Origin of the sequence: Leuconostoc aquikimchii (assembly GCF_040838325.1) — a bacterium.
Classification (GTDB): Bacteria; Bacillota; Bacilli; order Lactobacillales; family Lactobacillaceae; genus Leuconostoc; species Leuconostoc aquikimchii.
Window position 1 is genome coordinate 63,224 of the sequence record NZ_JBFPER010000001.1, and the last position, 16,541, is coordinate 79,764.

Genomic DNA, 16,541 nt, shown 5'->3' on the forward strand with positions numbered 1-16,541 from the left:
AATACAATTAGGATGGACAATTTTATGGAATTAAAAAAGAGGGTTCAATATTTTTTTGATTTCTATGACAATATGTCACAATATTTTTTCAAACAAAGATGTATAGTTAGATGAAAGAAAGGGGGATAATTAATATGAAAGAAATAAATAATTTTCAACGCATTAACAACGATGATTTGAATAAGATTTCTGGTGGTGTTTTTTCAACAGATGGAGAAATTGTTGGATCAGGTTTGTACTTGCTTCTAAGTCAGTAGTTCGGACTATTTTTTATCTAGGTCTGTTTGGTTAAGCAACTTTCTTATTGTGATAAAGCAAGCCTTTTTTACGTCGATACGACTAACTTTGTGGTCATCTTAGCACTGATTTGATGGACCAAAATCTTGTGGATAGTTAAATCTGACAACGATGCAAGATAACCCCATTGTCAATCAGTTAATTTTAAATAAGTGACAGGCATGGGTAGGTTTTAGATGTTTATCAAATTTGGCTGCTTTTATCAAACGTCAATACGCTTGATGCCATGATGTAAATGTAAGCCAGTTAAGGCAATTTTCAAGCGTAGTATTTCATAAACACGATAGTTTTTCTGCCGAATTTCAAGCAGTAAATCTATCAAAATAATACCCTCACGTTGGCGAGTCGGTTCGTGATAATGTGCCCAATCAAAAAGCAAAGTACATACTTTGATTGAAATCACTAACATCTTCAGCACCGTGACTAACTTAAATCCTTTGTTTACAAGGGTTTGAATGATTCGCAGATGGGTCTTACGCGGTACTTGTGCTTTTTTGACCCAGTAACACAGTCTCAAATGCTTGTTAGGCAATGCATGGTAGAATTTTATTTTCTTCTTGTAGGCGGTCGTATGCTTTTTGAAGCGGTTGACCTTGATTATCCGTGCCAATGACTTCAGCTTTTTAACCCAACCAGTGATATTTTGGACATCTAAGTGGTATTCATTGGCTAACGAATTAGCTGAATGACTGTGGTTGTACAAGGTAACAATTGAAGATTTGAATTCTGGGGTATATGCTTTCGTAAAAGTTCCTATACGATATTGTCTTGGATGATAGCCTAGAAAGAAAATAGTCCAGAATTTCAGTATAGGAGCATCGGATTACAATTAAGGATGAATCATAATGAAGTTAAGATGTGTTGTTGTAAATTCAATGTCAATAAAAGTGAGCGTTCACTTTCTAAGGGATTTGTTGATGATTATGAGAAAAAGTGTAATTTGTAAAATTGCTGTAAAAGATGCTGGCATGGCACTAGCGGGTATACTTCAAATTATGATTTTTGTATCTTCTGTCCAAACGTTTCTGCTATTGGCTGGTCTTATTATTATCAGTGTTTTTATTTTTTATATGTTGGACATACTCTTTTTATCTTATACGCATAGTGGTAAAAAAAGGGTTGATAAATATACCAAAAAATTATAACAATAGGTTTTTTGTTTTTTAAACAATTCATAGAAGAAGCTTAATGGCTTGAATTAAACACAGTATTTTATAAGGAGATGTATTATGGAAAATTTTACAATTTTGGATGACACACAACTAGAAAAAGTTAATGGAGGGGGCCGATTAGGGACATTTATAGGCACTACAGCTTGGGCAGCAGGGACTGGTGCAATTGCTGGTGCTGCTGGTGGACCAGTTGGTATAGTTGGTGGTGCCGTTATTGGAGCACAGTTTGGTATGGTTGGTGGCGCAATGAAAGCATGGGGGCAGTAAATAAAATGGATAACGTTCTATGTGACTTCGAAGTATTAGATGACATGGCTCTTTCTGATATACAAGGAGGTAGAAATGCAGCAGCCTGCATGGCTGGATATACAATAGCAGGCGGGGCGACGTTAACTCCGTTTGGAGTAGCGGTTGGTTTAGGAATAGGTTCAATGGTATGCTTTCCTGGAAAAGCATCTTAGTTGTTTATTGCGTTTTGAGATCAGCATATCTTCGGTAGTGGCAACAATATTAAAAATAATTAATTATATTCATCGCTATCATGCTCCATATAGTGAATAGTTTTACATGTGGATAATACTTAATTGTAAATCAATTCTACCAGGAAGGTGTTATGAAGTTTAAAAAGTGGACCGCGATTTTAGGAATTCTCAGTGTTTTTTTTATATTTGGTATAACAAAAGTTGATGCTTCTGAAGCCATTGCTGAAAAAGGAGATCAAATTAGTTTTTCGGACTATAATCAAAATATTTCTCAAACAGAATCTATCAACCCGGCACAATTAGTCTCCATGGTGGAGAGTAACAAAACATTTGTCTTATTTGTTGGTTATGAAAACTGCCCTTACTGCAGAGGTTTTTCTCCAACGTTAAAGCAATTTATGGAGAGTTCTAATATCAGAATTAAGTATTTAGATATCAGTAAAATTACTTCAGACCAAATAAATAATGATTTTATAGACGTATATAGTAAAACTTTAGGTATTACGGTCGCACCAACTATTTTATTAATCAAACATGCAAAGGTAATTCATTCTTATGTGGGTAGTGACACTAACCTAAATCAATTGAATACATTAAAAAAATATAAGTATACTGATTAGTTTACTCTTTGAAGTACTTTGGCTGTATAAATTTGCAATTTGAATTTGATTATATTTAAGGGGCTCCCCCGTAAGTTGGATTTTACCTAACTTACGGGGGAGCCCTTTAGGGCTTTAGATTAGATGGTAATTATTTGAAGAGATGCTTTAATACCGACCAGCAAAATCTTGATGAATTAACAGAGAAACAACAATCTGCTAATAACAGTTACCAAGACAGTTATTAGGTCCCAGCAAGTAACATTATCGGACTCAAGATCAATCAAAAAATACGGTTTACCGCGAATCAAAATGTCACGCAGCCAATGGTGTTAGATGGGATAGTCAAAGAAATAGGGACAGCCCCTATAGCCTCTAAAGAAGGTTCGTTTTATAAGTGTGTCAGCATTAGCGGTTCCTCGTAGTCAGCGTGACAGCATGAAGTATGGGATCAATGGTCGTGTCACTGTTATAAAAGGTAAAAAGACGTGGGCACAGTATTATAAAGATAAAGTAATGGGAGATCGAAATGATTGATAATTATGGTTTTTGCGAGTTAAATGAAGCGGATTTGGCGGCTATATCTGGTGGTAGTTCTGAAGATATTGCACAGAATTTGAAGACAGTACGTTCAACTTTAGGTATGAGAAGAGCGCAATTAGCAGATAGATTACATTTGGACGTTACTACGATTGCGCGCTATGAAGAAGGCACAAGAGTGCCTGATATTGATACATTAATTCAAATATCGCGTGTTCTTGGTGTTGAAATAAATGATTTGATATTTTAAGTTAGGGTGTTTGATACTAAGGAGTTAATAACGATAATTAGATAGGTATTTCTTGTGCCATTTTGATAACTGAGAAAAATATATTTTTGAGGGGTGGATTTTTATGAAAGCCAAATTATTTGTGTTATTTTTTTCTATTATGGCTGGTCTTATTTTGGGGTGGAATAATTGGGGCTTATGTTTGGTTTTGACAGTATCAATATATGTATTAGTCAGTGGATTATTACATGATAATTCAAAAAAATGAGGGCATTTAACATGAACAACAAAAAAATAAAATTTTGGCAGATGGTTAATGAAGTTGCCACAGACTCGAACAGCGATATTTCTGGGCAAGAGCGCGAAATTTTAGCGCATACTAATCAAAGCATGAAAGATGGTATTGTTGATATCAAAGTCGCGGAGGATCTTAAATATAAACTTTCAGAACAGTTTTTAACGCAGGGAAGTCTATCCGCAAGATTAGTTCCCATTCAGTCTGAATTATTAAGATTATACTTAGGGTATGGTAGAAGAGATAACATTAGTTTGTGAGTGATTAAAATTAAATCATCAAGAATTTCTGCGGTCACATGACATGTAATTAATACAAACAATATAAAAAAACAATCAACGAGTTCACATCGATGATTGGTTCATTAAGCTTAATTTATTATTTGTTAGCTTTTTTTCTTGCTAGGTTATTGTAGTGTTTTTGGCCAATTTTAGTCTTTTTACCATACCAATACACATACAATCCCATGATTAAACTGGCAAATAATATAAAAATCGCCATAGGAATAATACGTGTATTTTTTACGGGATCAATCACGAAGTTTGATATGACTAATAATATGCCAAAAACAATACCTGAGAAAAGGCTATGCTTAATTACTGTATCCATGACCAATACCTTTCTATATCACAAAATTTTAAAAATTGCCGCCGCCAAAACTCATACCTAAGCCAGTACCAAAGCCCTGATATTTATTTTTAAATTCTTGACTTGTTATTTTTAAATAAAATGGTGATAGGCTTTTAGATAATTTTTGTTGCATCACTAAAGGTGTTAGCGATAGTTCTAAGCCGCTAATAATCCTTGGAAAATAAACGTGCTTTTCCAATTGTTGTTTAGCGAACTGTAATATGGACCGTTCATCTGTTGTCAAGTCTACCTGTATTAGTAAGTTAATGACGTCATTTAATATGTCAAGTTCTTTATCTTTTTTAGACATTTTTAAAACCCCCAATTATAGTTATTAATTGTATTATAGTCGTGATTTTTATAACAATCAAGTGCCATTATGGCACATTCATTTACAAACTGGCAAAGTATAATTAAAATACTGGATAAATTTTTCATGAAAGAATGTTTCTAGCAAGATGAGTATAAGAGTGATATAATTTATACAAATAGTAATATTAAAAAGGGGGATAAAAAATGAATAAGTTATTAAAAAGTAGTTGGGAAAGAATGCCTAGTAACCAAGCGCTATTTATAAAATCTTTCGTACAGGTCTTTACTGTCATTGGGGCAATTCAATTAGGAATGAACGTGATATCCCATGATTTTTTGATTGCTGAGTTTGATAAGGTAGCTATTTTTTCAGTTATTTTTAGCATGGTACTCGTTAGGGAGAAGCAGAAGCGTGTTAGAAATTAAAACAACTGATATCAACTAGCAATTATAATGTTAGTAAATGTCAGCTGCTGAAATGTTTTTGAACGATGATTTCTAATCGTGATAAATTAATAAAAGTAATTTTTTTGGGGGGATAGAAATGATTGATAAGGATAATTTTTACAAGTTAAATGAAGATGATTTGGCTGCTATATCTGGTGGTAGTTCAGAAGATATTGCACAGAATCTAAAATCATTAAGAAAAACACTAGGTTATAAAAGGAGCGAATTAGCAATTATGTTAAACATTAGTTCATCAACAATTGCTAAATATGAAAGTGGGTCAAGAATACCTGATATTGATACAATTATTCAATTAGCTGAGTTATTCAATACAAATGTTAACAATTTAATTTATAAGTAGGATTGCGATGTAGTTATTTTTAGGTACAAATTTTATAATCAAAGTAATGATAATTATACCTTGGACAATATGTCCTAATTTTTAAATAGAAGTTATTATATAATATAAATATCTTATATAGAAGGAGAATTATTCATTATGAAGCAATTATCAGAACAGGAACTAGCACAAGTATCTGGGGGATTTTGGCCTATAGCTGTGGGTGCATATCTTGGATATCAAGCGTTTGAGCATAGTGACCAAATCGGAGCTGGTTGGAAGCATGCTGGAAAAGGGCATCTGTAATAATAAATGACGCTTATAAAAACATTTTTGAAGTTATTTATTATTATTGGAATGGTTCAATTGTTAATAAATATTGTATCTAATGATTTTTGGATAGATAATGTTGAGAAAGTATTCGTTTTTTCCATTGTTATAACTATGGCAGAAGTGGGACATAAGAGAGGTAAATAGGATGACAGAAAAACATTTTGAATTTATTGCTGAAGAAGAGTTAGCAAATATTATTGGTGGTAGTAGTGATGGATTTTGGTATGCATTTGGGGAAACTGCTCATAAATTTATGAATAGTCCAATTAAAAGCCATCAATCAGGATTTACTGGAAATCATTGGAATTAAAAGTATCTTTAACTATTAAAAATACTTTTAATTCCAAATAGCATGCATAGTTATAAAGACATAACAGACAGTATGAAGTGACACAGACTATGTCGAAGTTACTTCAAATTGGCGGTTGTGTTTTTTTAAATTAGTACTGACAAATAATGTGTAATCGATAAGAAGGTGGGGTGTATGTTAGTTAAACGAATAATTCATAGCATATTCAGAAATTTAAAGTACTTTTTTGAGCTAATATTAACAACTTTACTCATCGTATTAATTATTTCAATACCTAATATCTTTTTGTCTATGGGAGATTTAAAGCAATATGCAGTTATTCTTATGCCTATATATGTTTCCTTGGAATGTTGTGTTGCTTTTTGTGGTTATCAATATTTGATTAAACGGTCGGATATTATTTTCGAACGTGTCAATATTCAGAAACTTATTTTCGTTATGATGATGATAATCAGTACCTTATTAATTATGAACTATGGCATACCAGCTATATTTAGCAATAATCAATCAAGCGGGATAAACGAAAAAAACATTGATATATTACTCAATGGATCAATAGGCTGGTTACCAGTACTTCTATTTAAATTTAGTCTCGTTGTTTTGGGACCAGTTATTGAAGAAATATATTTTCGAGGTATTATGTTTGAAGAGGCACAAACTTTGGGGAAATTTGTTCAGATTGTCTGGCCCACTGTCATCTTTTCAGCAATTCATTTTCCTCTAACATTAGAACAATGGGTTACTTACTCAGTAGCTGGTGGGATGTTAATGTTGGTAAGGGTATTGACAAAAAGGTTGCAATATTCAATCATTTTTCATATATTACACAATTTCATAGTCTTAGTATCTTAAAAATATGGATTTTATGCTAAAAATTGGATTGATTTTATATGATAAGTTGTTACTCGAACGCAGAGTTCAAAAGGAATTATGATCAAATGGATAACACTAAAAGGGGGGAGTAATAATGTCAGCTATAAAATGGTTTACAGGTGGTCAAGAGAGAGGGAAATCTGCGTTAGAGCTGCTCATACAATTACGTCAGCAACTAGATGATGTGAAGTATAGTGAGTTGCAACATGTTTTATCAGAGTATTTTAATGACATTAAAACAGAATCAGGATCGATACCATTGATACTCAGCAGAATGAATCTTGAACTATCACATATCATGCTAAAAAATCACACAGTGTTACCAGAAGGCGCGCAACAAACGATGAAGAAATTAACTGAACTGAGTCAAATAAGGTATGGGTATTAATGTTAATGCAATAACTGACAGCATGCACTTAACATATTTTCGTTAAAAGTCAATAATATATATTAACCTAAAAATCCAAAAACTTGTGTAAAATTGGCTATTTGCGTTTGCTATAATGTGTGTTAGAGGCTGATAAAAAATGAAACAGAGTTCTCACTAGGGGTACCTATACTTGAAGTCTGACGATGCCACTTAAAAGTTGCATTTAAGATCGAAAGATATAGGTTTTTTTAATTCATATTAAGAAGGGACAATCATGGACAAAACACAGCTATTAGCAGTATTAACGGCATTCAAAAACGGTAATATGAACGAACAACAAATAGTTGATCGGGCATGTGATCGTATCAGAGATAATGTTATGGCGTCAGCTTGCAAACCCTGATGTCAATATACCAAGTCGGTTCTTTTTTAGTCGGTGACGTGTCGCGTATTAAGTAAGAGAAGGGTCAATCATGGGTAATAAAAAGCAACAATTATGGGATAATATGTCCACGTTAATAAAAGATGACACACTTAGTCAAATGGAAACAGACATTTTGGTCATCGCTGATAAAGCCTTACGTGGTGGGATAGATGATCGTAGAATTGCTAGGAATTTAAAACACGAATTATCGTTCTTGTCATTTAATCAGCCACTGTCTAAAAACATGGTGCCTTTTTTTTCAGAACTATCCCGTTTATACTTGGACTATGGCCGTCGTGATAATATTAGTATATGATCTATTGTGCGTGTATAATCTAAGGACGTACTATCGATATAGGCAGTCATAACAAATAAAATAGTGAGAGGTGAATAGTGTGGTTAATCACAGTGCTTTAAATGATTTTGTGACAAAAAGCGGGACGAATGAACCTGTGTCTCTTGATCCAAATGATTTATTATCTCATCATTTAATGATTGTTGGTGCGACAGGTAATGGCAAGTCGACATCATTATTATCGTTAGTCGAATCGTTACAGCAGTTGCAACAAACGAGTATTATTTTTGATGCAACAGGTGAGTATCGTCACATACCAAATGCTATTACCTATACTTTAGGAGAAGATGCCAATTTAGATTTTTCAGAATTGATAGCCCATGATGCTGCCCACATATTAGGTATCAACAGCGATCATTTAATCCAAAAAATAGCGACGGCAATCGAATCACTTAGGATTCAGAAAAATGTCATCAAAAATGATGGCACCTATATCAAAATCAATAAAAAACTGACGACATTTAATCAAGAACAGCAAGAGCTGTCAGTCTTTGGCTATGATTATGATGCAACACTGTTGATGTCACAAGTCATTCAAGAATTTGCTGTACCATTTGGTGATGCAAAGGCAAATTATGATTTGTTAGGGCAAGAAATAGATCATGCAGCGGTAAGAGCACATTGGGGTGAACTATTAAGTGGTCAATCTCGTGTGGGACAAGCTACTTTAAATCGTGTATTTAATATGCATCATCATACTAATGTGCCGCGGGCAACGCAGACAGATATATTTTATATTTTAAAGTTGTTTTCTGAAAGTCGAAGCCAGAAACGCACACTTGTCATTGATGTAAGTCAGTTAAAAACAGGGAGCGCAGTTAGCCGATTAGTATTGTCACTATTACTTAAAAAGTTGTTGGCCATCAGAACGGCCAGTACGGCGCGTTTCCCAATCACAATTTTTCTTGATGAGGCACACCGTTACATGCCAGATAATCAAGCACAACTTAATGATACTGGTTTATTTAAAATACTGCGTGAGGGACGGAAATATGGTATTTATTCAGTGGTCTCAACGCAATCGCCATTAGACATACCTACACAGTTAAGCGGGCAATTTGGTAGCGTACTGATTCATCAATTAAATAATCCAGATGAATTGCAACAGATAGGCACTTTAAAAAATATGACGGCGTATCGTCATTTAGCTGTCGGGCAAGCCATACTAAAAATGTATCGTAATTCCCATACAATGCTAGTAAACGTCGTGAATCCAACGACTAAACATGACACAGCGTCGCCGAAGTTTAGGTAAACAGGCCAAATAGCTAAAAAATGTCTGAATGAGATATATTGATATGTCATTCAGGCATTTTTATTGTTGCTTCGTTTGTATTTATCATAGTTTGTGCTTTTCTAGCTATGATTGTGTTGAGAAACTTGCCGCAACCAACAGTTGCAACCTCAGCAATCAAAGGGTTACAGCAATATTGTATATAAGATTTTAAAAAATATTGTTTCATGTATAATCAAATTCATAAGTGTTGTCATCTAAACATGCTAGGAGAAAAGAGTATATGAAAAATGTTTTTAAATCGCAATTGAGCCTATTACGGCAAAAGAAGCGTTTATCACAAGAAGCTTTAGCTCAGAAATTATATGTGTCTCGGCAGTCCGTATCTAAATGGGAACATGGTGAGGCTGAACCAGACATTGATAAGTTAATTGCGTTAGCAGAGATCTTAGCAGTTGACTTAGATTTTCTACTATCAGGTCAACAAAGCAATGACGATTTAATTATGCAAGTACAGAAAATTAGCAAGAAATTTAAAAAAACAGTACTTAAAGATATTAATTTATCAGTATATGGCCGTGATCGCATTGCGCTGTTGGGTGCTAATGGATCAGGAAAGACAACGATTGTTAATACAATCGTTGGGCTGGTTAAGCCTGATAATGGCCAAGTAAAGCGCTTTTTTAATCCAAGTGCTGATCTAAGTGTTATGCCACAGAAAAATGTATTAATTGAGTCCTTAAAAGTGCGAGAACATGTGACGCTATCAACACAAATTCAAAGACAGTATTCACCGACATTTGTGACTGAAATGATTAAAAAGTTCAATCTAAATGAGCAGTCACAAGTTATTATTAGCCAATTGTCTGGTGGTCAAAGAAGAAGACTAGCCTTACTGATTAGTTTGTTGAAACCAGCAAAACTATTAATTTTGGATGAACCAACAGTGGGGATGGACTTGGAATCAATCGATTTTTTTTGGCACTATCTGGATCATGTTGGTGGCAGTGTGATAACGATTACACATGATTTTAACCAAATCGATCACTATTTTACGCGTGTTGTGTTGTTAAAAGATGGGGTGATTGCAAAAGATGAATCAGTGGCAGCAATACATGCCAACAACCAAACCATTGAACAGTGGTATCGGGTTAATAATCAGGCAGTGGGGTAGCATAGGATGATTATGTGGTTGGATATTAAAGAAACATCTCGTAATAAACGTTTTCTATTGTTTACGCTTATTTTTCCACTGGCTTGGTATGTGATGATGATTAGCATGGCCAAAGCATCGGGATTTTTCACGATGTCAAATGCCTATCTCTGGCTGAGTGCTGCGTGTGCAATTGGCATTGCTGGAAATGCTGTCGTAACTTTTTCGAAGAAAATTAGTCACACTAGAAAATTTTATCAGCTGCAGGCCCCCCATACATCCAACTACAGTATGCGGTGTTGGTTGATGGATCAAATAGCAGTGCAACTTATTTTAAATCTTGCCATTTGTGTTGTGATTATAGGGGCTGGTTTATTGATGCAGTCGTTAGTGTTTAATTTGAATATTGTTATCATGTTAGTCCTGTTTTCTTTGATGGGTATTTACTTAAGTGCTATCGGATTTTTATTAGGTATTTTTGTAGATAGTAGGACGCTTGATGCGCTCAGCATGCCATTGAGCATGGGGTTTTGTATGCTAATGATACGATTGGATACATGGTTGTCTGGTACTGTTATAACAGTGATAATGATGATTCAAAAATTTTTTCCAGGATATTATTTGTTTGATATCGTACAAAAAATGATTTTGAAGAAAAATCTTAACGACGCACTACTAAGATTTTTGCTTAGTTGTTTACTCATTGTGATACCATTTATGATTATAATTATTGTGCAACATCAAAAGCATGGCCCTAACTTGTCAGCAGATGAGGTGACACAATGATTAATCTGCATGAGTATGTTAAAAGTCAGTATGAATCTGGTGTGTATAGCAATTACGGAGAGCAAACAAAACAGCAAATAAACGATTATGATTTGGGTTGTCAACAAGCTAGGCAAGACTTCATCAACCATAAGCGCCGTCATTATCCTGACGTTTTGTTACGATTGTTGAATGTCGTAGTACATGGTAAACTAACTGAAGTTGCAGTATTTGTCCAAGGTTATTATGATCAAATGTATATATTGCGCCATAGATAAGTTGTTTTAGTATATCATGTCACAAAAAAAGCTGAGAATTTCAATTCTCAGCTTTTTATAATACGGTTGTTTTTTCAGGTTGTTTGCCACGTAACGCGATGTAAAATTCTGCTCGAATGGCAAGTGTATAAGGTAAAGTAAATAAATTAGCGAGACCAAAAGTGAAGAATCCTAAGAAATACCAGCCAATAAGACTCAAGTACATCATGAATAATTGGCCTTTATAGTCAGTCATTAATTGTTTGGATTGCGTGATATAGTATTTAGCTGATTGAATATCACGGCCAGCGCGCAGGTCATCACGATATAAATATAGCGCTTGCGAGTATGAAAAACTCTTGATAATACCGGGTATGATGAACAACAATGTCCACAATAACGTATAAACAGCGCGTAGATATGCAATTTGAAATGCAGTACTAGTTAACAAGTTAAAACTAGCTTTAATTGGTGACTCGGGTGTCTTATCAGTTTCGTGCCAATCAATAAAGCCACTAATTGTACTTTCAGTAAAGAAATCACTGATGGCTGTCATCAGTATGCCGATCATAATAATAATAATGAAAACGATGAGACTAACAATTGTAAGAGCTAGCCAATTGTCTTGGAAAAAGTGACCCATATTGCTTGCTGTATCAGTTACTTTTTGTGCTGTTGGATTGAAATCTGGTGAAAATGTTATGTCCCGATAATTATGATCCGACATGACACCGAATACAGTGAAAATCATTGGCACTAACGATAGTAAAAATGCGGCCTTAAAATGTGTTGTGACGCGTGACCACGCGATGTTTTTAATTTGTCTATTATTTGTCATATTGTTTAAATTACTCCCACTAATTGTAAAACAATGGTAACAAGAAAAAGGGATATTTGCAAGTTAAACCTGTTATATAGTAGGCGGAAATGAGGTGATTCGTGACATAAAAATAGTTGTTTATGTCACAGCAAAATGGCTAGCATTTAATATTCAAATTATGATATACTATTTTGGTTGCTGAAAAAAGGTAAACGCAAGTCAAAAGACTTGAAAAAATAAAAAGTGGGGGAATGGTTTATGAATAAAGCAGTACTGGGATCGTTATTAATTGGAGGAGCACTAGCGTTTGGTGCGGTGACTAAGGCTGATGCAAAATTGTATTATATACCTTTTAATTTTACAATTAAACCAAATAGTGCAGCCAGTTATACTGGAACACGCTATCGCAATACATCGAATTATCAAGATAATTTTAAAGTTGGTGTTGGTAGCTCTACTGAAGGATATAAAGTTAATTATTCTTTCAGATTACAGGCTAATAAATGGTTTGGTTGGGGGGATGCATCTCGAATTGTGTTAGCCGGACCATATTTAGATTACGCTTACTCGCCAAGTGATGGTTCAGCAGAAAAAAAGAATACACGTCTTAAAGCGGCTAATCCTGCCAGTGATCCATATTCATATCAAGTTTCAGGCTGGTGGGACGAAGCAACAGGGTACCTTGCAACAACGGATTCACGTCGAAAAAATTAGTTAGGAGAAAATAATGGCAAGTAATTTTTTTATTAGCCGTATTCTTGCTAGCCATGCTTATCAAATGGTGATGGCTGTTATTATCATGATTATGATTGGAATCTTTATTGGCATCCACCCGTTGAACTATGGATTATACGAAGGTCATGCGCTATGGCGTATGACTTTTGTTTTGGTAAGTAATGGGGATAGTTCATTTAGCTTTTTGAGTACAACTATGCATAGTATGTTACCATTATTCATTTTAGGTAGCGTAACATTGAACCAAATTAATGACCACAAATCTGGTTTTAATTTATCAGTCATCGCACGATTAGGACAGAAAAAACATTTGCAACAATTATATATTGGATCAGGTATAATGAGTGCTTTGTTATTTGTTATACCATTAATCATTAACCATTTAGTTGTGTTTGTTACTAAATTATTGGTTTCCAAAACTTATGTTGATCCACTGAATGCAGATGTTATGCTACCTTTAAAAACGGATGCAATTTGGCAATGGGGTGTGTGGAGCTGGCAGCATCTAATTGTCACAGACTTGGTATATAGCATTTTAAATACCTGGTTATTTATATTATTTGGTACATTGCTCGTATCATTAGCATTGCTAATCACAAAGACATACCAGTTAGTATTATTGACATTAGCCATGTATCTGCCATTTTGGGGAGGATCATATAGTGTTAATAAGCTAATGCAACCAATAGTGCCTGCATATATAGAAAAAATTATGTTTGCCTATATTGCCTTGACTGTTTGTATATTAGTAATTAATGTTACAGTTTACCGTTATTTTGCAAAGCAGGTAATTTGATGAATAAAATAAAGCCGCTACTTATCTGGATGCTTGTTACTGTTGTCATTTTCCTGATTTTTTTTCTTCATTGGTATAAATTTGGTATGGTTTATGATTTTAAAGATTGGACACGATATGAAGCAAGTTTATATTTGGGATTTCTTGTTTGGTGGACATTATTTGTGCCTTCCTTTTTGGCATTAGCCATGACAAACTTATCAATTAATCCGCAAAGTATCATTCGACAGAAGAGTCGTGTTAGTATATTTAGAAAAAATGTATCTCATGGTATACGAGATGCTTTTGTTTTTGTCATGATTACTGGTGTCATGGGACTGCTACGCTTACCATTTATCACGATGAACAGGTATGAATTGCGCACGTTCTTATTATTGTGGCTGATGCAATTAGTAACAGCTTTTATAGCGCTGACTATGATGCATGTATTCATGATGCTTGTTTATAATTATACGAACAGGCGCTGGCTGTCTTTGTTGGTTACGGCGTCAATTTCCATCATATTAATGGCATCAACAAGGTTGCCAGTCGAGTTACCTTGGCATTATTATGCAATTATTACAATGATTGGGGATTGGACGAATATTGTTGTGTTGATACCCTACTTTATGATTATTCTATGGATTTTGATGATTATAGGTATTTATTTAATTGGTGAATCGAAAGCAAAATGGTTGACATGGTACAGATAACAAAATTTCAAATCATTATATTTATCGTGTTGTCGGTATTATTGGTCGGCGGACAACAGTTATTGTATGATGAACCAATCTACTTGATTGATACAACAGTCCTAACTTATACACAAAAAGCCACTTTAGTAACGGCACAATTAGCACCAATGACCCTGATAATTGGTTGGGAAGAGCGTATGCAATCAGGGCATAGTCTGAACTATGTGGTGAGGCAAGTGAATCGCAGACGATTGATGATTAATAGCTATTTATTGTCTACAAGTGTGATTTTGTTAGGTGTTCTATGTGTAGGGTCACTGCAATTGATAATGACACAACAGTATCGTATTGATACTAGGTGGTTAGGAGTCATGTTGTTCTATATCATGTGGCATATGATACAACGGATCATAGAAGATAGAAGCAATAGTACTCTTGGTGTTTCTATCATAGCTAGTGTGTTTGGCTTTGGTCTATTTGTTAACATACCAATACTACAGTCACTACTATTTGTCTTTGGCAAGTTATCATCGTTGAATGCTTGGAACAGTGTCACTTTAGCTATCATCATTTTCGGATTGGGAATTGCGTTGAAATACTCGTATATAAAAAAGCAGGTAATCTAATGATTGAAGTAAATAATATAACAATAACCCTTAAAAAAGATACGGTATTAAAAGAAGTTTCATATGCCTTTGAATCTGGTAAGATTTATGGTTTGCGTGGTCGTAATGGGGCAGGTAAAACAATGCTTTTAAGGGCATTAGCAGGCTTAATACCTGTTAAAGAAGGTCAAATTAAGATTGATGATCAGGTGTTAGGAGATAAAATCGACTTTCCACCGAGTATGGGGCTGTTAATAGAGAATAATAACTTAGCACCTGAATTTACATTAACAAAAAATTTACAGTTACTGGGCAAAATTAAAAAGGTGGCGACTGATGACGATATTGCGACCACTATTACACGGGTTGGTCTAGATCCAAAAGACACACGCAAGGTGGCAAAGTTTTCTTTGGGTATGAAGCAACGTGGTGCGATTGCCCAAGCGTTGTTTGAAAAGCCAATGTTGATTCTATTAGACGAGCCAACGAATGCGATTGATCAACAAGGTGTGATAGAGATACGTGAGTTACTGGCTGCTGAAGCCAAACGTGGCGCAACAATCATCTTAGCAAGTCATAATCCAGAAGACTTGTCAGTATTAGCAGATGAAATTATTGATCTATCTCATGGGGAGATTGTAAAACATGCGTAAAAAATGGGTGATTATAGCAATTATTGTTTGTGGTTTTGGCATTTCTTTGTGGCGTGTGATACCGGTCATTCAAGAATATGTGATGCCAGAAGGACCTAAGACAATGCTTGGAACTACTAAAAATAACGCGACAACAAAAGTTGTTGAAAACATTGGTGGCGTTAAAGGTATGGATCAACTTGGCTTGGCAGCGGGTGTCTATGATATTACCATATTGTCTGATCATCTAACCAATTCACCTGACCTACCAGATGGTCAAAAAGGTGATCGTTATCTTGGCCTATCCCTAACAAAGTCAAGTAGTTTCAATGTAGGTCATCAAGAGGCGGTTAAGTTTGAGCCAGCTGCGTTTAAAAAATTAGTATTACAAGATGGCGCTTATACGATTTCAATACCAGGAAATTATGTGGTTAATCGACAAATTCCTGAAGGACAGTATAAAGTAGACATTCATGAAATTAAGCGTGATAATCTGAGACGAGAGAAATATAATCCAGCCACCATAGCCGTAGACAGCCGATTTTTGAATGGTAATGGTGGTGGTGACGGCAATGGCGGTGTCATATCATCCACTTTACAACGTTCAAGTCCGGTTGTCGTTCTTGAAAAGCATCGACTATTGAGTATTTCATTTTCTGGCGTGAATAAAGGGAGTTACGTTAAACTCACACCATTGACGGATTAAGTATTTGATCATGTGATATTAACGTATAAAAAATTTTGAATTTCACATATCACAGATGTTATCTGTTATAATGAAGACATCATTAGTTGCTAAAGAGGCAAATGGGTGTGTCAAAGAAAGTTAGTGGTTGCTGTAAACTAACCCGCCGTTGTCTCG

Annotated in this window: 29 protein-coding genes; 25 read left to right on the forward strand and 4 right to left on the reverse strand. The window is 34.7% G+C overall.

All coding sequences use genetic code 11. The features are described 5' to 3' along the window. Positions 1–134 precede the first annotated feature (134 nt). The gene (locus AB3K24_RS00340) at positions 135–257 is read left to right on the forward strand and encodes a ComC/BlpC family leader-containing pheromone/bacteriocin (protein ID WP_367973094.1); all 123 of its coding nucleotides are present in this window, start codon (positions 135–137) and stop codon (positions 255–257) included. Positions 258–499: 242 nt separating this feature from the next. Here the strand turns inward: AB3K24_RS00340 and AB3K24_RS00345 are convergent, their stop codons facing one another. Then, positions 500–1,000 carry a hypothetical protein gene (locus AB3K24_RS00345; protein WP_367973096.1) on the reverse strand — a complete coding sequence of 167 codons (501 nt, stop codon included), beginning with the start codon at positions 998–1,000 and terminating at the stop codon, positions 500–502. 214 nt (positions 1,001–1,214) lie between these two features. On the opposite strand from AB3K24_RS00345, the gene AB3K24_RS00350 reads away from it, so the two are divergent. From AB3K24_RS00350 to AB3K24_RS00380, 6 genes are all read left to right on the forward strand, one after another. After that, positions 1,215–1,442: a hypothetical protein gene (locus tag AB3K24_RS00350; protein ID WP_367973098.1), complete on the forward strand. Its 228-nt coding sequence runs from the start codon at positions 1,215–1,217 to the stop codon at positions 1,440–1,442. Positions 1,443–1,526: 84 nt separating this feature from the next. Then, entirely contained in the window at positions 1,527–1,736 is a 210-nt protein-coding gene (locus tag AB3K24_RS00355) for a Blp family class II bacteriocin (protein ID WP_367973100.1), read from the forward strand. A gap of 346 nt (positions 1,737–2,082) precedes the next feature. Next, positions 2,083–2,571, forward strand: a complete 489-nt coding sequence (locus AB3K24_RS00365; RefSeq protein WP_367973102.1) for a PedC/BrcD family bacteriocin maturation disulfide isomerase — start codon at positions 2,083–2,085, stop codon at positions 2,569–2,571. Between the two features lie 378 nt (positions 2,572–2,949). Then, positions 2,950–3,087 (forward strand): hypothetical protein, encoded by a 138-nt coding sequence (locus AB3K24_RS00370; protein ID WP_367973104.1) that lies wholly within the window; start codon positions 2,950–2,952, stop codon positions 3,085–3,087. Then, entirely contained in the window at positions 3,080–3,340 is a 261-nt protein-coding gene (locus AB3K24_RS00375; RefSeq protein WP_367973106.1) for a helix-turn-helix domain-containing protein, read from the forward strand. Before AB3K24_RS00370 ends, AB3K24_RS00375 begins: the two co-directional genes overlap by 8 nt. A gap of 258 nt (positions 3,341–3,598) precedes the next feature. After that, the gene (locus AB3K24_RS00380) at positions 3,599–3,874 is read left to right on the forward strand and encodes a hypothetical protein (protein ID WP_367973108.1); all 276 of its coding nucleotides are present in this window, start codon (positions 3,599–3,601) and stop codon (positions 3,872–3,874) included. A 118-nt stretch (positions 3,875–3,992) separates the two neighbouring features. Here AB3K24_RS00380 and AB3K24_RS00385 read toward each other — a convergent pair whose 3' ends face one another. Together AB3K24_RS00385 and AB3K24_RS00390 are read right to left on the reverse strand one after the other, a co-directional pair. Next, positions 3,993–4,223, reverse strand: a complete 231-nt coding sequence (locus tag AB3K24_RS00385) for a hypothetical protein (protein WP_367973110.1) — start codon at positions 4,221–4,223, stop codon at positions 3,993–3,995. A gap of 28 nt (positions 4,224–4,251) precedes the next feature. Next, a complete protein-coding gene (locus AB3K24_RS00390; RefSeq protein WP_367973112.1) occupies positions 4,252–4,554 on the reverse strand; it encodes a bacteriocin immunity protein in 303 nt (100 codons plus the stop codon). Positions 4,555–4,760: 206 nt separating this feature from the next. On the opposite strand from AB3K24_RS00390, the gene AB3K24_RS00395 reads away from it, so the two are divergent. The 12 genes from AB3K24_RS00395 (at position 4,761) to AB3K24_RS00450 (ending at position 11,438) form a co-directional block, all read left to right on the forward strand. Further along, on the forward strand, positions 4,761–4,982 hold the full coding sequence (locus AB3K24_RS00395) for a hypothetical protein (protein WP_367973114.1): 222 nt from the start codon (positions 4,761–4,763) through the stop codon (positions 4,980–4,982). Between the two features lie 118 nt (positions 4,983–5,100). Then, on the forward strand, positions 5,101–5,364 hold the full coding sequence (locus tag AB3K24_RS00400; RefSeq protein ID WP_367973116.1) for a helix-turn-helix domain-containing protein: 264 nt from the start codon (positions 5,101–5,103) through the stop codon (positions 5,362–5,364). Between the two features lie 138 nt (positions 5,365–5,502). Then, the gene (locus tag AB3K24_RS00405) at positions 5,503–5,649 is read left to right on the forward strand and encodes a class IIb bacteriocin, lactobin A/cerein 7B family (RefSeq protein ID WP_367973118.1); all 147 of its coding nucleotides are present in this window, start codon (positions 5,503–5,505) and stop codon (positions 5,647–5,649) included. A 172-nt stretch (positions 5,650–5,821) separates the two neighbouring features. Then, positions 5,822–5,986 carry a hypothetical protein gene (locus tag AB3K24_RS00410; RefSeq protein WP_367973120.1) on the forward strand — a complete coding sequence of 55 codons (165 nt, stop codon included), beginning with the start codon at positions 5,822–5,824 and terminating at the stop codon, positions 5,984–5,986. Between the two features lie 378 nt (positions 5,987–6,364). Next, the gene (locus AB3K24_RS00415; protein WP_367973122.1) at positions 6,365–6,838 is read left to right on the forward strand and encodes a CPBP family intramembrane glutamic endopeptidase; all 474 of its coding nucleotides are present in this window, start codon (positions 6,365–6,367) and stop codon (positions 6,836–6,838) included. Positions 6,839–6,953: 115 nt separating this feature from the next. Further along, positions 6,954–7,247 carry a bacteriocin immunity protein gene (locus AB3K24_RS00420; RefSeq protein ID WP_367973124.1) on the forward strand — a complete coding sequence of 98 codons (294 nt, stop codon included), beginning with the start codon at positions 6,954–6,956 and terminating at the stop codon, positions 7,245–7,247. A 256-nt stretch (positions 7,248–7,503) separates the two neighbouring features. After that, the gene (locus AB3K24_RS00425) at positions 7,504–7,632 is read left to right on the forward strand and encodes a hypothetical protein (protein WP_367973126.1); all 129 of its coding nucleotides are present in this window, start codon (positions 7,504–7,506) and stop codon (positions 7,630–7,632) included. Positions 7,633–7,702: 70 nt separating this feature from the next. Continuing rightward, positions 7,703–7,969, forward strand: coding sequence for a hypothetical protein (locus tag AB3K24_RS00430; protein ID WP_367973128.1), 267 nt, complete (start codon positions 7,703–7,705; stop codon positions 7,967–7,969). 79 nt (positions 7,970–8,048) lie between these two features. Continuing rightward, a complete protein-coding gene (locus tag AB3K24_RS00435; protein WP_367973130.1) occupies positions 8,049–9,263 on the forward strand; it encodes an ATP-binding protein in 1,215 nt (404 codons plus the stop codon). 262 nt (positions 9,264–9,525) lie between these two features. Continuing rightward, the gene (locus AB3K24_RS00440; RefSeq protein WP_367973132.1) at positions 9,526–10,416 is read left to right on the forward strand and encodes an XRE family transcriptional regulator; all 891 of its coding nucleotides are present in this window, start codon (positions 9,526–9,528) and stop codon (positions 10,414–10,416) included. Between the two features lie 6 nt (positions 10,417–10,422). Then, entirely contained in the window at positions 10,423–11,181 is a 759-nt protein-coding gene (locus tag AB3K24_RS00445) for a multidrug ABC transporter permease (RefSeq protein ID WP_367973134.1), read from the forward strand. Next, positions 11,178–11,438: a hypothetical protein gene (locus AB3K24_RS00450; protein ID WP_367973136.1), complete on the forward strand. Its 261-nt coding sequence runs from the start codon at positions 11,178–11,180 to the stop codon at positions 11,436–11,438. The genes AB3K24_RS00445 and AB3K24_RS00450 overlap by 4 nt, the downstream gene beginning before the upstream one ends. Positions 11,439–11,493: 55 nt before the next feature. On the opposite strand, the gene AB3K24_RS00455 is transcribed toward AB3K24_RS00450, so the two are convergent. Next, positions 11,494–12,255: a DUF975 family protein gene (locus AB3K24_RS00455; RefSeq protein ID WP_367973138.1), complete on the reverse strand. Its 762-nt coding sequence runs from the start codon at positions 12,253–12,255 to the stop codon at positions 11,494–11,496. Positions 12,256–12,495: 240 nt separating this feature from the next. On the opposite strand from AB3K24_RS00455, the gene AB3K24_RS00460 reads away from it, so the two are divergent. The 6 genes from AB3K24_RS00460 to AB3K24_RS00485 are packed head-to-tail and all read left to right on the forward strand — an operon-like array spanning position 12,496 to position 16,385. Next, positions 12,496–12,951, forward strand: a complete 456-nt coding sequence (locus AB3K24_RS00460; protein ID WP_367973140.1) for a DUF2712 domain-containing protein — start codon at positions 12,496–12,498, stop codon at positions 12,949–12,951. A 13-nt stretch (positions 12,952–12,964) separates the two neighbouring features. Further along, on the forward strand, positions 12,965–13,768 hold the full coding sequence (locus tag AB3K24_RS00465; RefSeq protein WP_367973142.1) for a hypothetical protein: 804 nt from the start codon (positions 12,965–12,967) through the stop codon (positions 13,766–13,768). Further along, positions 13,768–14,460: a hypothetical protein gene (locus AB3K24_RS00470; RefSeq protein WP_367973144.1), complete on the forward strand. Its 693-nt coding sequence runs from the start codon at positions 13,768–13,770 to the stop codon at positions 14,458–14,460. Before AB3K24_RS00465 ends, AB3K24_RS00470 begins: the two co-directional genes overlap by 1 nt. Then, positions 14,439–15,068, forward strand: coding sequence for a hypothetical protein (locus AB3K24_RS00475; protein ID WP_367973146.1), 630 nt, complete (start codon positions 14,439–14,441; stop codon positions 15,066–15,068). Before AB3K24_RS00470 ends, AB3K24_RS00475 begins: the two co-directional genes overlap by 22 nt. Next, positions 15,068–15,700 (forward strand): ATP-binding cassette domain-containing protein, encoded by a 633-nt coding sequence (locus AB3K24_RS00480; protein ID WP_367973148.1) that lies wholly within the window; start codon positions 15,068–15,070, stop codon positions 15,698–15,700. The genes AB3K24_RS00475 and AB3K24_RS00480 overlap by 1 nt, the downstream gene beginning before the upstream one ends. Further along, positions 15,693–16,385 (forward strand): hypothetical protein, encoded by a 693-nt coding sequence (locus tag AB3K24_RS00485; RefSeq protein ID WP_367973150.1) that lies wholly within the window; start codon positions 15,693–15,695, stop codon positions 16,383–16,385. Before AB3K24_RS00480 ends, AB3K24_RS00485 begins: the two co-directional genes overlap by 8 nt. Positions 16,386–16,541: the final 156 nt, after the last annotated feature.